Consider the following 12,709-nt stretch of genomic DNA (forward strand, 5'->3'; position numbering starts at 1 on the left):
TTTTTTTAGTCGTGATAAGTGTGGGTAGATAAAACTGCGGGGGCAGGTGTGGAGGTGGATGAGCGCACCCAGCGGATCCCGATGGCGGCCAGTGCGTAGGTCAACGCCACCAGCCAGAAACTGTGGGCCAGCCCGACCAGCCCCATGCCGATCCCGCCGAGGACGGCACCGAGCAGGGCGCCAGCCTTGGCCGCGCTGTTGCCCAGGCCGAGGGCAAAACCCTGTTGGCTTGAAGACACGGTGTTGGCGATCAGTGCATAGGCGACGGGGAGCAGTGCGCCTTGCCAGATGCCCCAGACCAACCGGCTGACGAGAAAACCCAGCCATTCGTTGGCCAGTGCCGTGGCCGCTAGCGTCAGGGCGCAGAGCCAGGCAACGCCTTCGATGACGCGCAAGGTGTAAGCCGGCTGCCAGCGGTCGAACAGACGCCCCCACAGCGGTGCGCAAATGGCCAGGGTCGCGGCGCTCGCCGCGTAAGTAGCGCCGATCAGCCAGCCCGGCGCGTGCAGAATGTCGGCGACGTACAGCGCGTAGAAGGGTTGCGGCATCATCTTCGCGGCTTGAATCAACACGATCACCAACAGGATTCCACCGAGCCAGCCTTTAGGCAGGGCCACCGGCGCAACCGGTTTCTTCGTCGAGGCTCGCGCCTTGTCGGCCGGCAGGAAAAAGCTCCCCAGTGCACACAGCAGGCAAATCGCCGTCGCGCCATAACAGAGCAGGGCAAACCCCGATATGTCCATCAGCCAGCCGCCCAGTACCGGGCCGATCAACGAACCGACGGCGGTCGCCGATTGCAGACGGGCCAGGGTGTGACCGCGCCGGGAGCTGTCGCAGCAGGCCAGGGCATAGGCTTGCGCGGCGGCGAGAAACCCGGCCAATGCGCCTTGCATCACGCGAATGCCCACCAGCAGCCACGGGTCGAGGGTAATGGCCGCCAGCCCTTGGCACAGCGCAAGTGCCAGCAACGCCCGAACGATCATCGGCTTGTGCCCGGTGCGATCACCCAACCGCCCCCATGCGGGCGTCAGTAGCATGGCCGCCAGCATCGGGCCGGCATAGACCAGCGCCGACAGCAGCGAGGTGTAGCCGGCGCCCTCTGGCCCAAGCAGATGCTGGATCTGCAAGGGCCAGAACGGACCGCTCATTTCCATCGCACCCATGGAGACAAACTGGATGACGATCAGCAGTCGCAACGCACGACCATCAGCGAGCATCGGCGTTGGTTCGCAGCGGGTTGCTCAAGCGTCCGACGATGTCGGCGTGGCTGTCGTGCAAGCGCATGCGCATGAACGATTTGGCCGGCCAATCCTGTTCCAGCAGCGCCTGACGCTCGCTTTCCCAGCGCGCCGGTTCGACGTGCTCGCGCACGCTTTCGAAGCACTGCTCAACGTGCGTAGCCAAGCGCTCCCAAAGGATATTTTCCGGCACATTCCAGTGGCGGGCGCAGAGCAACGTCAACTCACCGAGGTGGCACATGAACGTGGTGTGCAGGAGCTTGTCGCGGACAAATCCGGCGTCGTCGTACAGGGTCATTTTCGGGTCGTGCAGCTGGATATCCAGACCCTTGGCGTGCAGGGTCTTGCGATCAATGCGAATGTCGCCGAAGTCACGCAGTAACAGCCGATTCAACTGCCCGTCCGCGCCCATTACCATGAAGCTGTTTTGCTGGTGCGCTTCGAACGCCACGCCATACATCAGGTAGATGCCCAGCAGGCTCGGGACGGCAATCGACAGGTAATCATCGAAGAACGCCAGCATGGCCTCGCTGTCGTCACGGCCCTGAGCCAGTTGCACCCAGTCACGCAGCAACGGTTGTTCGAATTCGTTGACGGCGAACAGGCTGCCGACCGGCACGGCCAGTTCGCCTTCCTGCAGCAGGGTCAGCGGGTTGTCGCGGTACAGCACAGCGGCATGCCGGGACCGTTCGTCATTGGCCGGTTGTGGCGCGTAATGCACGCCGATGCGTTCCGGCACGATGTTCAGCAGGCGCTGAATCTGCGGTTCATGATCGAGAATCTGCAGTATCAGTTGGCTGATGCGCGGTCCCATCCGGGCCGAGCGCGGCGACACGGTGCGCTGCACGCTGGTCAGACGCAAGGCTACTGGCAGTTTGACCATCGGCGCAACGCGGCTGGCCTCTGGTACGACCGTGCGGAAGGACATGGTCGGGTGGCCAGTGAAGGCAACGATGTCGGTGATGATCAGCAGGTTGTCGGCGATCTCGCCGGCGAACGAATTGGGCAGTTCTTCATTGGCTTGCCATGGGTGCGACGGCAGCGGGAGGTAGTCTGCTGCCTCCAGGCCCCGTTGCTGCAAATGGCGCTGCAATTGTTCGGCGGCCTGCGGGAAGTGGCCCTGCCACCAGTCCCAGTAATCGGCGGTGCCGGCCAGTGACTCGACGTGTGTGTACTGACGGTGCAGGGCGCACAGCACAATCGGAAAACTCGCTTCGAATTCCGGCGAGAAAGCGATGACCTGCGCGGCGCTCAAGCCCAGTTTGGTCTTGTAGTTCGGATGCCAGGGATGGCCGAGCGTGCCCCACTGTTCGAGCAGTGACGTCGGGTTCTGGTGGTCGGGGCTGGCTTTGAGCCAGGAGAGCAGATTGTTGTCGTGCCGGGTGTCGATCTGCTCTCGCAGGCGCTCGGTCCATCCATGGTGGAACGCCAGGCACAGGGTGTCGTTGCTGTAGCTATCGTCCAGCTCGCAGGCCAGGCGTTCCAGTACCTGCGGGGAGGCAGGCGGGTTGAGCTGAGTGCCGAGGTGAGCGAGCAGTTCGCTGGGCAACTGGATCTTGTGGGGCAGGCTGTCGGGGGTGTGCAGGACGATGCTGCCGCGCACGTCCCAGCTGTTCATTCTTCCGCCCGACAGGTGATCGAAGCAAAGGTGCGCACCGTCGCCAAGCGGCAGCCAGCAACGGCTGTTGTCGTCGTATTCGCAGGCGTCGGGGTTGATCAGACCTTCGCGGAACAGCGCCTGGATCAGGCGTTGGAAGCAGCGCTGGGCGGCGGGCTCCAGGGCATTGCTCAAATGGTCGAGGGTGATGCGGTGGGACTGGAAGGCCTGAGTGCCGAGGGCTTCGCTCCAGTGCGAGAGCAATTGCTGCTGTTTTTGCGTGTAAGCGCGCATCAAGTCCGACTCCTTCAGGACAGTGGTTTAGCTGAATGCGCGCAGAGAATACATTTTTCAAATTATAATGCAAATGATAGTAATTCCTACTTGTGGTGTGGAGAAGTCCTCTTCAGAGTCTGGCCTGGGGTTTGCTCAATACCATGTAGTGCTCGCCCACCTTCAGCGCATAGTGCTCCACCACGTTCTGACACAACGTCACGATCTCTTCGACCCACTCTGCGCCGACCCGCCATGACACCACTACTTGCAGGTTGGGCGGGCGTTGGTCGATTGCCAGCAAGGTCAATTCGCCGCGGGCCAGTTCTTCGCTGACCAGTACTGGCGGTAACGCACCGATACCGAAGCCGTCACGCAGCAATCGAGTAATCGCCGACACCGAGTTCACGCAGTTGAGCCGTGGTGCGAGCACGCCATTGGCCTGCATCAGGCTGAGCACGTCCTGATGAGGATGGGAGTTTTTCGAGTAGGTAATGATTCGCTCACGCGCCAGTTCGGCGACGTTCGTGTAATTGCGGTTGTAGATCGAATTGCTGGCGACGATCCAGCCAATCGGGTGGCTGGCCAGTTCCAGGCTGCGCACGCTTTCCTGGCGCAGCAGGTCGGTTTGCAGGATTACATCGAGAAAGCCTTTTTGCAGCTGATCGCAGAGGTTGAGCGAGGTATCGGCCACAAGCTCGATTTCCACCAGCGGGTAGTGATCGGTCATCTGCGCCACGAGCGGGCTGAGCCAGGTATGGATCACCGTGTCCATCACGCCGATGCGCACCCGTCCGGCCTTGCTTGAACGGGTCTCGATCGACTGCTTGAGTGCCTGCATGGTGTCCATCATCTGCTCGGCGTAATCGAGCACCTTGAGGCCTTCAGGCGTCAGGCTCACGCCGCGCGAATCCCGCAAAAACAGCTTTACCCCAAGCTCGCCTTCAAGCACTGCAATACGGCTGGAAATCGAGGCCTGGGTGGTGAAGAGCTTGTCTGCGGTCAGGCGAAAACTCTTGAGTCGGGCGACCCAGACGAAGGTCTCGAGAAACTTCAGGTTCATGGGATAAATATTTCTTATGTCTAAGGCGGGTTTTTATTAGTTGGACTCAGCAGGGGCGGGCATCCAAGAATCGACGCATCCGGTTCCCACGATAGGCGTCGTCGGGGCTCAGAACAATACCAATAAAATCAGCGCGGAGATTTGCCATGAGTGCGTCCGACACCACCGCCATTCCGAAAGCCTCGGCCCGCCCGGGACCTTTCGACTGGTATCGCAACATCAATCAGCAGGAACGCCGCACCTTCTGGAGCTGCAAGATCGGTTATGGCCTGGACGGCATGGACACCCAGATGCTCAGCTTCGTGGTGCCAACCCTGATTGCCATGTGGGGCATCACCACCGGCCAGGCCGGGCTGATTCATACCAGCACGCTGATCGCTTCGGCCATCGGCGGCTGGGTGGCGGGGATTCTCTCCGACCGCATTGGTCGTGTGCGCACCTTGCAGTTGACCGTACTGTGGTTTGCCTTCTTCACCTTCCTCTGCGGCTTTGCCCAGAGCTACGAGCAATTGCTGATTGCGCGGACCCTGATGGGCTTCGGTTTTGGTGGCGAGTGGACGGCCGGTGCGGTGCTGATTGGCGAGGTGATTCGTGCCCAGGATCGTGGCAAGGCGGTTGGCATGGTGCAATCCGGTTGGGCGCTGGGGTGGGGCCTGACGGCGATTCTGTATGCGCTATTGTTCTCGGTGTTGCCACCGGAAGACGCTTGGCGCGCGCTGTTCATTCTCGGCATCGTGCCGGCGATCTTCGTGATTTTTGTCCGCCGCCTGGTCAAGGACCCGGAAATCTATCGTGAGGCCAAAGCCAAGGAGGCGCCGAGCAATCCTTCGAAGTTCTACGAGATCTTCGCCCCCGGCATGCTCTTCACCACGATTCGCGCTTCGTTGCTGACCACCGGTGCGCTGGGCGGCTATTACGCGATCACGTCCTGGCTGCCGACGTTCCTGAAAAACGAGCGCGGTTTGAGCGTACTCGGCACTGGCGGTTATCTGGCAATGGTGATCATCGGTTCCTACGTCGGTTACGTCATCAGCGCCTATTTGACTGACATCCTCGGACGTAAAAAGAACTTCATCCTGTTTGCCGTCGGCTCCTTCACCATCGTCTTGCTGTACACCCAACTACCGGTCAGCAACGGCGTGATGCTGTGGCTGGGCTTTCCGCTGGGCTTCTTCGCCTCGGGGATCTTCAGTGGCATGGGCGCATTCCTGACCGAGTTGTTCCCCACACGCATTCGCGGTTCGGGCCAGGGTTTTTGCTACAACATCGGCCGGGCGCTGGCGGCGTTGTTCCCGTTGCTGATCGGCCTGCTCAGCCAGACCGTGCCGCTGAGCGTGGGCATCGGTGCCTTTGCGGCGGTTTCCTACGGTGTGGTGATCCTTGCGGCCCTGAGCCTGCCGGAAACCCGTGGCAAGCAACTCGACGCCCGGTAACTGATAATCTGCGGGGCTGTCATACAGATATGTCCCGCAGCTGAAAAGAATAAAGCCTACAGGAGTGTTCAGTGTGAGCCGCCTGCTATTGAACTGCGACATCGGCGAGAGTTTCGGCAGCTGGACCATGGGTCTGGACGCGGAAATCATGCCCTTCATCGATTGCGCCAACATCGCCTGCGGTTTTCACGCCGGCGACCCGAGCATCATGCGCAAGACCGTCAGCCTGGCCCTCAGCCACGGTGTACAAGTTGGCGCGCATCCGGCCTATCAGGACCTGGTGGGGTTCGGCCGCCGCTCCATGGCCTATGCCACCCAGGAACTGCAAGACATCCTGCATTACCAGATCGGCGCCCTCGACGGCATTTGCCGAGCCCAGGGCGGGCGGGTCAGCTACGTCAAACCCCATGGCGCGATGTACAACGACATGATGGCCAACCCGGCACAACTACGCGCCGTATTGCAAGCCGTGGCGTCCTACGACCGCACTCTGCCATTGATGCTGATGGCGACCCGCGACAACAGCGCTGCCCAACAAATGGGCGATGAATACGGCGTGACGCTGTGGTTCGAGGCTTTTGCCGATCGTGCCTACGACAGCGCCGGCAGGCTGGTGTCGCGACAACTGCCGGGCGCGGTGCATCACGACCCGGAAACAATCATCGAGCAGGCGCTGACCATCGCCCGTGGCGATCCGCTCACCGCCAGCGATGGCAGCGCCCTGCATTTGCAGGCCAACACCCTCTGCGTGCACGGCGACAACGCCGGTTCGGTCGCTGCCGTGCAACGCATCCGCGAAGCCTTGAACCGGCAGAGCGCGTCATGAAGCTGCGGGTAGAAGTGGTGGCGCTGGATTGCCTGATGGTGCGCCTGTTCGATGAAATTGCCGAAAGCAACATGCCGTGGATACTCGCTGCCAGTGAAAGTCTGCGCATGGCATTTGCCGGGCACCTGATCGATCTGGTGCCGTCCTACACCACACTGATGGTGCATTACGACCTGACGGCATTGAACCCGAGCCAGGCACGGGAACTGATCGCCCAGGCACTGATCGATCTGTCGCCCAATGCGCGTACTCGCGGTACCTGTCATGTGTTGCCGGTGTGGTACGACATGAGTGTCGGACCGGAACTGACGTTGTTGTCGCAGCGCAGCGGATTGGCGGTGGAGGAGGTGATCCGCCGCCACAGTGAGCGTGAATATCAGGTGTTCGCCCTGGGTTTTGCACCGGGTTTCGCCTTCATGGGGCTGGTGGAAGAAGTGCTCGCTGCGCCGCGTCTGAACACGCCACGCAAGAAAGTCGCGGCCGGCAGTGTCGGCATCGCCGAGCGGCAAACGGCGGCTTACCCGGTGGTGTCGCCGGGCGGCTGGAACCTGATCGGCCGCACGCCGGCCAAATTGTTCGATCGCAACCGTGACGGCTACAGCCTGATGCAACCCGGTGACACCGTACGGTTCGAAGCAGTCGGCCATGCCGAATTCATTAACCTGGGCGGAGACGATACGCCACTGGAGGCCCAGGCATGAGCCGTCTGATGATTGAAGCGAGTACGGCCCTGTGCCTGTTGCAGGATGCCGGTCGATTCGGCGTGCGGCATCTGGGCGTGACCCAGGGCGGAGCGGCCGATTGGCGTTCGATGTCGTGGGCCAACTGGCTGTTGGGCAACGGGCTGGATGCGTCGGTAATCGAAATCACCCTCGGCGGATTCACCGTCGTTGCTGAGGAGGACTGCGTGCTGGCCTTGGCCGGAGCGGATCTTGGCGCGCGGGTGGACGGCGAGGCTTTGACCCCGTGGCGCAGTTTCAGGCTGCACAAAGGTCAGCGTTTGCAATTCACTCAGCCGTTGCTCGGGGCCCGGGCCTATCTGGCGGCGCCGGGTGGGTTTGATGCACCGAAAGTGCTGGGCAGTAGCGCAACGGTGGTCCGTGAAGAACTCGGCGGCCTGGATGGAATGGGCCATGCGCTGGGTAAGGACGCCTCATTGAGCTACTCGGGGAACTCGCTGGTATTGCTGCGGGAGTTGCCGAGCGAATGGGTGCCGGATTTCACCGGCGAGCCATTGCTGGACCTGGTGCTTGGTGCGCAGATCGGCGAGTTCAGCGGGCAGAGCCTGTTCGACGCGTTCAACAGCGCATGGCACCTCGACAGCCGTGCCGACCGGATGGGTATTCGCCTGCTGGGTACGGCGCTGCAGTACCAGGGCAAGCCGATGATTTCCGAAGGTATTCCGTTGGGGGCCGTCCAGGTGCCGCCGGACGGACAGCCGATTGTGCTGCTCAATGATCGGCAGACCATCGGTGGTTATCCGCGTCTGGGGGCGTTGACGCCGTTGGCGCTGGCGCGGCTGGCGCAGTGCCTGCCGGGGGCGCAGGTGCGGTTGAGACCGGTGGTGCAGGATGTCGCTCATCGTGAGCATGTCGAGTATTTGCAGCGCTTCATAAGCCGCTAAAAGCTTCGCGAGCAAGCCCGCTCCCACAGTGAAATGCATTCCAAATGTGGGAGCGGGCTTGCTCGCGAAGAGGCCTTCACAGCCGACGAACTTCTACTTGGACAAAAACCGCATCCCTTCCTCCAACCCGCGAAGAGTCAGCGGATACATCTGGTCCTCAATCAAATCCCGCACGATGTTGGTCGACGAGGTATAGCTCCAGGTGTCCTTCGGATACGGGTTGATCCAGATGAGCTTCTTGTACTTCTCCTTGAAACGCTGCATCCACACGTAACCGGCTTCTTCGTTCCAGTGCTCGACGCTGCCGCCCGGCTGGGTGATTTCATAGGGCGCCATGGCGGCGTCGCCGATGAAGATCACTTTATAGTCGGCACCATACTTGTGCAGCAGGTCCATGGTCGAGGTGCGCTCGGAGGTACGGCGCATGTTGTTCTTCCACACCGATTCATAAATGAAGTTGTGGAAGTAGAAGTACTCCAGGTGCTTGAACTCGGTCTTGCAGGCCGAGAACAGTTCCTCGCAGATCTTCACATGGGCGTCCATCGAGCCGCCGATGTCGAACAACAGCAACAGCTTGACGGTGTTTCGCCGCTCCGGCCGCATCTGGATGTTCAGTAGCCCGGCATCCTTGGCGGTATGGTCGATGGTGCCATCGATGTCCAGCTCTTCCGCCGCGCCCTGACGGGCAAACTTGCGCAGGCGGCGCAGGGCGACCTTGATGTTGCGCGTGCCCAGTTCCACCGAATCGTCGAGGTTCTTGTATTCGCGCTGGTCCCAGACCTTGGCCGCCTTGCCCTGGCGCTTGCCAGCGTCGCCGACCCGGATGCCTTCCGGGTTGAAACCGCCGGAACCGAATGGGCTGGTGCCGCCGGTACCGATCCATTTATTACCGCCGGCGTGACGTTCCCTCTGTTCCTCGAGGCGTTTCTTGAACTCTTCGATCAGCTTGTCCAGGCCGCCGAGGGACTGGATCGCGGCCCGCTCTTCGTCGGTCAGCGAGCGTTCGAATTCCTTGCGCAGCCAGTCTTCGGGGATCAGTGCCTGAAGATGGTCGTCGAGCTTTTCCAGGCCATTGAAGTAGGCACCGAACGCCCGGTCGAACTTGTCGAAATGCTTTTCATCCTTCACCAGGATCGCCCGGGACAGGTAGTAGAACTCGTCCATGTCGGCGAAGGTCACGCGCTGTTTCAGCGCGTTGATCAGGTCCAGCAACTCGCGTACCGAAACCGGCACCTTGGCTGCGCGCATTTCATTGAACAGGTTGAGCAGCATGGCATCAGCCTCTTAGCGGGTGCCGCGACGGCTCATGAACGCCAGGCGCTCAAGCAGTTGCACGTCCTGTTCGTTCTTCACCAAGGCGCCGGCCAGCGGCGGGATGGCCTTGGTCGGGTCGCGTTCGCGCAGCACCGCTTCGCCGATGTTGTCGGCCATCAGCAGCTTCAGCCAGTCCACCAGTTCGGAGGTCGACGGCTTCTTCTTCAGGCCCGGCACCTTGCGCACGTCGAAGAACACATCCAGCGCTTCGCTGACCAGGTCTTTCTTGATGTCCGGGTAGTGCACGTCAACGATCTTTTGCAGGGTGGTGCGGTCGGGGAAGGCGATGTAGTGGAAGAAGCAGCGGCGCAGGAAGGCGTCCGGCAGCTCTTTCTCGTTGTTGGAGGTAATGATGATGATCGGACGCTTTTTCGCCTTGATGGTCTCGTCGATCTCGTAAACGTAGAACTCCATCTTGTCGAGTTCTTGCAGCAGGTCGTTGGGGAATTCGATGTCGGCCTTGTCGATTTCGTCGATCAGCAGGATGACCCGCTCTTCGGATTCGAAGGCTTCCCAGAGCTTGCCCTTTTTCAGGTAGTTACGAACGTCGTGGACTTTTTCGTTGCCCAGTTGCGAGTCGCGCAGGCGGCTGACCGCGTCGTACTCGTACAGGCCCTGGTGAGCCTTGGTGGTGGACTTGATGTGCCAGGTGATCAGCTTGGCGCCAAAGGATTCGGCCAGTTGCTCGGCGAGCATGGTCTTGCCGGTGCCCGGTTCGCCCTTGACCAGCAACGGCCGCTCCAGGGTGATGGCGGCGTTGACCGCCAGCTTCAGGTCATCGGTGGCGACGTAGGCCTGGGTGCCTTCGAACTTCATCTGCTAATCCTCGAACGGTAACGCCGACCTGAACGAGGCAGGGCGGGGGCGTAATAAAATGGTCAGCCCCGACTATAACGCGGTGCCCGGTCGACTGTGAACGCAGACGGCTTATTCAGTCTCTGAATGGGGCGTCACTTGGTGACTCAGCCTGCCTCCGGCTTGGGTCGCTCATAATGCGCATTGAACGCCTGGACGAATCCATTGCGTAAAATCTGCAAAAAAGCCTGGAATGCGCTGACATCTTTCTGATGCACGTTGCCCTTGAGTTCGACCCGTGTCGCAAACTGGTTTTTGCCCTGGTTTTTCAACACGGTCTCGGTACCGCCGACGAGGGCTTCCCAAATCGAGCGGAACAGTCCTTTGTCCTTGTTTTCCACATCCTGCTGCCAGTTGAACACGTCGACATCGCGTAGCAGCGGCTTGATGTAGCCGGTCAGTCGCCCCTTGCTGGCCGAGGCTTCGATCACCACGTCGCCATGGCCGGCATTGAAGTCGAACTTGCCGTAGGCCGCGGCGAAGTCGTTCAAGTGCCTTAGCTCGATATCCGTGGTGCGCAGGCGAAACTCGAAGTCTTCAAAGTCGCTCAAGGGATCGAAAGTGGCCGTGGTTTCCAGTGGCGCGTGCCCCAGCAGCAGGGCTTTGCCTTCGAAGCGCGCATCACGCTTGCCTTTGGTGTCGACCACGTTGGTCAGGTTATAGATGTAGGCATCCACTTTTGTGGCATTCATGTTTACGGGTGGTTTGGAGTTGAAGTTGCGAAAACTGATCTTGCCGTCGCTGATCCGCACTTCGTTCAGGGTAATTGGCAGCAACTTGCCTAATTGAGCACGCCAGTCGGTGCCTTCGCCGGTCTGGGAATTTTGCTTGTTGGCCCCGCCGTCGACGAAGTTGACCTCAGGATTGATGAACTGCACCTCGGCCACCACCGCATGGTCGTACCACAGCGAACGCCAACTGACCGATAGGTCGACCAGCGGCGCGTTGACGAAAGGTACTGGTACCTTGCCATCGATCTTGACGATTTTCAGTCCGTTGATTTTGTAGGCGCCGCGCCAAAGGGCCAGGTCCACGTCGGTGATCTGGCCGCGGTAGTCACCCATGTTCGCCAGCCGCTCATTGAGGTAGTCGCGCACCAGATAGGGCAAGGCGATGTGGAGCGCTATCAGCAACATGACGAGGCCGATGAGGGTCCCCAGGGGCCAACTGTATCGACGTTTCATGGCGGCAAATCTCTGGCGATCTAAAGCCATTGACTGCACTGATAAGCGGACGTTCGACCTGACTGGACGCCTGCGGGCAAGAGGGCTTACCTTGATGCCCTATTTCAATGCTGTCGTTAAGGACCCAGCCATGAGCCGCATTTTCGTTGACAACGCCCACTCCATCGGCAACACGCCGCTGGTGCAGATCAATCGCATTGCGCCGCGTGGTGTGACCATCCTGGCCAAGATCGAAGGACGCAATCCGGGTTACTCGGTCAAGTGCCGGATCGGCGCGAACATGATCTGGGATGCCGAGAGCAGCGGCAAACTCAAGCCGGGCATGACCATCGTCGAACCCACCTCCGGCAATACCGGCATCGGCCTGGCCTTCGTGGCCGCCGCCCGTGGCTACAAACTGATGCTGACCATGCCGGCGTCCATGAGTATCGAGCGCCGCAAGGTGCTCAAGGCTCTGGGCGCCGAACTGGTGTTGACCGAGCCGGCCAAGGGCATGAAGGGCGCGATCGAGAGGGCCGCTGAAATCGTTGCCGGCGACCCGTCGAAGTACTTCATGCCGGCGCAATTCGACAACCCGGCCAACCCGGCCATCCACGAAAAAACCACCGGCCCGGAAATCTGGAACGATACCGACGGTGCGGTCGACGTGCTGGTGGCAGGCGTCGGAACCGGTGGAACCATCACCGGGGTTTCACGGTATATCAAGAATACCCAGGGCAAACCGATACTCTCGGTGGCGGTGGAACCAGCGGTGTCGCCGGTGATCACCCAGGCCCTGGCCGGTGAAGAAATCAAGCCAAGCCCCCACAAGATCCAGGGCATCGGTGCCGGTTTCGTGCCGAAGAACCTCGATTTGTCAATCGTTGATCGGGTGGAGCTGGTCAGTGACGAAGAGTCCAAGGCCATGGCCTTGCGCTTGATGCAGGAGGAGGGGATCTTGTGCGGGATTTCCTGCGGCGCCGCCATGGCAGTGGCCGTTCGGCTGGCCGAGACCCCGGAAATGCAAGGCAAGACCATCGTCGTGATCCTGCCGGATTCCGGTGAGCGTTACCTGTCGAGCATGCTGTTCAGTGACCTGTTTACCGAACAGGAGAATCAGCAGTAAGCGCTGAACATTGGCGGGGCGTGGCTGGCGGAGATGGCTGAGGTGTTGTCGCTGGTTGCGATCCATTGATCGGGTCCGGCTGATTATGGATTTGCATCAGCCAGGGTTCAGGCACTTTATGTTAATGAGTGCTTTGTTGCACATTCATTAACATTGAATGTTGAAAAGTGCAGGTTTTCACCGGGGCGGTAGTCTTT

General features: G+C 60.5%; 11 protein-coding genes. 5 read left to right on the plus strand and 6 right to left on the minus strand.

The features are described from left to right. Positions 1–5: 5 nt before the first annotated feature. The 3 genes from AC07W4_RS12445 to AC07W4_RS12455 form a co-directional block, all read right to left on the minus strand. Complete coding sequence (locus tag AC07W4_RS12445; protein WP_495032607.1) at positions 6–1,217, minus strand: MFS transporter; 1,212 nt, start codon at positions 1,215–1,217, stop codon at positions 6–8. Then, on the minus strand, positions 1,207–3,129 hold the full coding sequence (locus AC07W4_RS12450) for an IucA/IucC family protein (protein WP_495032608.1): 1,923 nt from the start codon (positions 3,127–3,129) through the stop codon (positions 1,207–1,209). Before AC07W4_RS12450 ends, AC07W4_RS12445 begins: the two co-directional genes overlap by 11 nt. A 112-nt stretch (positions 3,130–3,241) precedes the next feature. Then, positions 3,242–4,171 carry a LysR family transcriptional regulator gene (locus AC07W4_RS12455; protein ID WP_495032609.1) on the minus strand — a complete coding sequence of 310 codons (930 nt, stop codon included), beginning with the start codon at positions 4,169–4,171 and terminating at the stop codon, positions 3,242–3,244. 146 nt (positions 4,172–4,317) lie between these two features. Between AC07W4_RS12455 and AC07W4_RS12460 the strand changes: the two genes are divergently transcribed. The 4 genes from AC07W4_RS12460 to AC07W4_RS12475 all read left to right on the plus strand — a co-directional run bounded on the left by AC07W4_RS12460 (position 4,318) and on the right by AC07W4_RS12475 (position 8,054). Next, positions 4,318–5,604 (plus strand): MFS transporter, encoded by a 1,287-nt coding sequence (locus AC07W4_RS12460; protein ID WP_495032610.1) that lies wholly within the window; start codon positions 4,318–4,320, stop codon positions 5,602–5,604. Positions 5,605–5,677: 73 nt separating this feature from the next. Beyond that, entirely contained in the window at positions 5,678–6,430 is a 753-nt protein-coding gene (locus AC07W4_RS12465; RefSeq protein ID WP_495032611.1) for a 5-oxoprolinase subunit PxpA, read from the plus strand. After that, positions 6,427–7,131, plus strand: coding sequence for a 5-oxoprolinase subunit PxpB (pxpB, locus tag AC07W4_RS12470; protein WP_495032612.1), 705 nt, complete (start codon positions 6,427–6,429; stop codon positions 7,129–7,131). The genes AC07W4_RS12465 and pxpB overlap by 4 nt, the downstream gene beginning before the upstream one ends. Beyond that, positions 7,128–8,054 (plus strand): 5-oxoprolinase subunit C family protein, encoded by a 927-nt coding sequence (locus tag AC07W4_RS12475; RefSeq protein WP_495032613.1) that lies wholly within the window; start codon positions 7,128–7,130, stop codon positions 8,052–8,054. The genes pxpB and AC07W4_RS12475 overlap by 4 nt, the downstream gene beginning before the upstream one ends. A gap of 93 nt (positions 8,055–8,147) precedes the next feature. Here the strand turns inward: AC07W4_RS12475 and AC07W4_RS12480 are convergent, their stop codons facing one another. The 3 genes from AC07W4_RS12480 to AC07W4_RS12490 all read right to left on the minus strand — a co-directional run bounded on the left by AC07W4_RS12480 (position 8,148) and on the right by AC07W4_RS12490 (position 11,407). Next, the gene (locus AC07W4_RS12480; protein WP_495032614.1) at positions 8,148–9,326 is read right to left on the minus strand and encodes a vWA domain-containing protein; all 1,179 of its coding nucleotides are present in this window, start codon (positions 9,324–9,326) and stop codon (positions 8,148–8,150) included. A gap of 12 nt (positions 9,327–9,338) precedes the next feature. After that, on the minus strand, positions 9,339–10,184 hold the full coding sequence (locus tag AC07W4_RS12485) for an AAA family ATPase (protein ID WP_007911294.1): 846 nt from the start codon (positions 10,182–10,184) through the stop codon (positions 9,339–9,341). A gap of 146 nt (positions 10,185–10,330) precedes the next feature. Further along, positions 10,331–11,407 carry a DUF748 domain-containing protein gene (locus AC07W4_RS12490; protein WP_495032615.1) on the minus strand — a complete coding sequence of 359 codons (1,077 nt, stop codon included), beginning with the start codon at positions 11,405–11,407 and terminating at the stop codon, positions 10,331–10,333. 130 nt (positions 11,408–11,537) lie between these two features. Here AC07W4_RS12490 and cysK point away from each other — a divergent pair, with 130 nt between their 5' ends. Then, positions 11,538–12,512, plus strand: a complete 975-nt coding sequence (cysK, locus tag AC07W4_RS12495; protein ID WP_495032616.1) for a cysteine synthase A — start codon at positions 11,538–11,540, stop codon at positions 12,510–12,512. Positions 12,513–12,709: the final 197 nt, after the last annotated feature.

Source organism: Pseudomonas sp. GW821-FHT02A08 (assembly GCF_059422045.1).

Coding starts and splice junctions, on each gene's coding strand:
- cysK (WP_495032616.1), top strand. CDS start 11,538: ATGAGCCGCATTTTCGTTGACAACGCCCACTCCATCGGCAACACGCCG.
- AC07W4_RS12445 (WP_495032607.1), bottom strand. CDS start 1,217: ATGCTCGCTGATGGTCGTGCGTTGCGACTGCTGATCGTCATCCAGTTT.
- AC07W4_RS12475 (WP_495032613.1), top strand. CDS start 7,128: ATGAGCCGTCTGATGATTGAAGCGAGTACGGCCCTGTGCCTGTTGCAG.
- AC07W4_RS12455 (WP_495032609.1), bottom strand. CDS start 4,171: ATGAACCTGAAGTTTCTCGAGACCTTCGTCTGGGTCGCCCGACTCAAG.
- AC07W4_RS12450 (WP_495032608.1), bottom strand. CDS start 3,129: ATGCGCGCTTACACGCAAAAACAGCAGCAATTGCTCTCGCACTGGAGC.
- pxpB (WP_495032612.1), top strand. CDS start 6,427: ATGAAGCTGCGGGTAGAAGTGGTGGCGCTGGATTGCCTGATGGTGCGC.
- AC07W4_RS12480 (WP_495032614.1), bottom strand. CDS start 9,326: ATGCTGCTCAACCTGTTCAATGAAATGCGCGCAGCCAAGGTGCCGGTT.
- AC07W4_RS12485 (WP_007911294.1), bottom strand. CDS start 10,184: ATGAAGTTCGAAGGCACCCAGGCCTACGTCGCCACCGATGACCTGAAG.
- AC07W4_RS12490 (WP_495032615.1), bottom strand. CDS start 11,407: ATGAAACGTCGATACAGTTGGCCCCTGGGGACCCTCATCGGCCTCGTC.
- AC07W4_RS12460 (WP_495032610.1), top strand. CDS start 4,318: ATGAGTGCGTCCGACACCACCGCCATTCCGAAAGCCTCGGCCCGCCCG.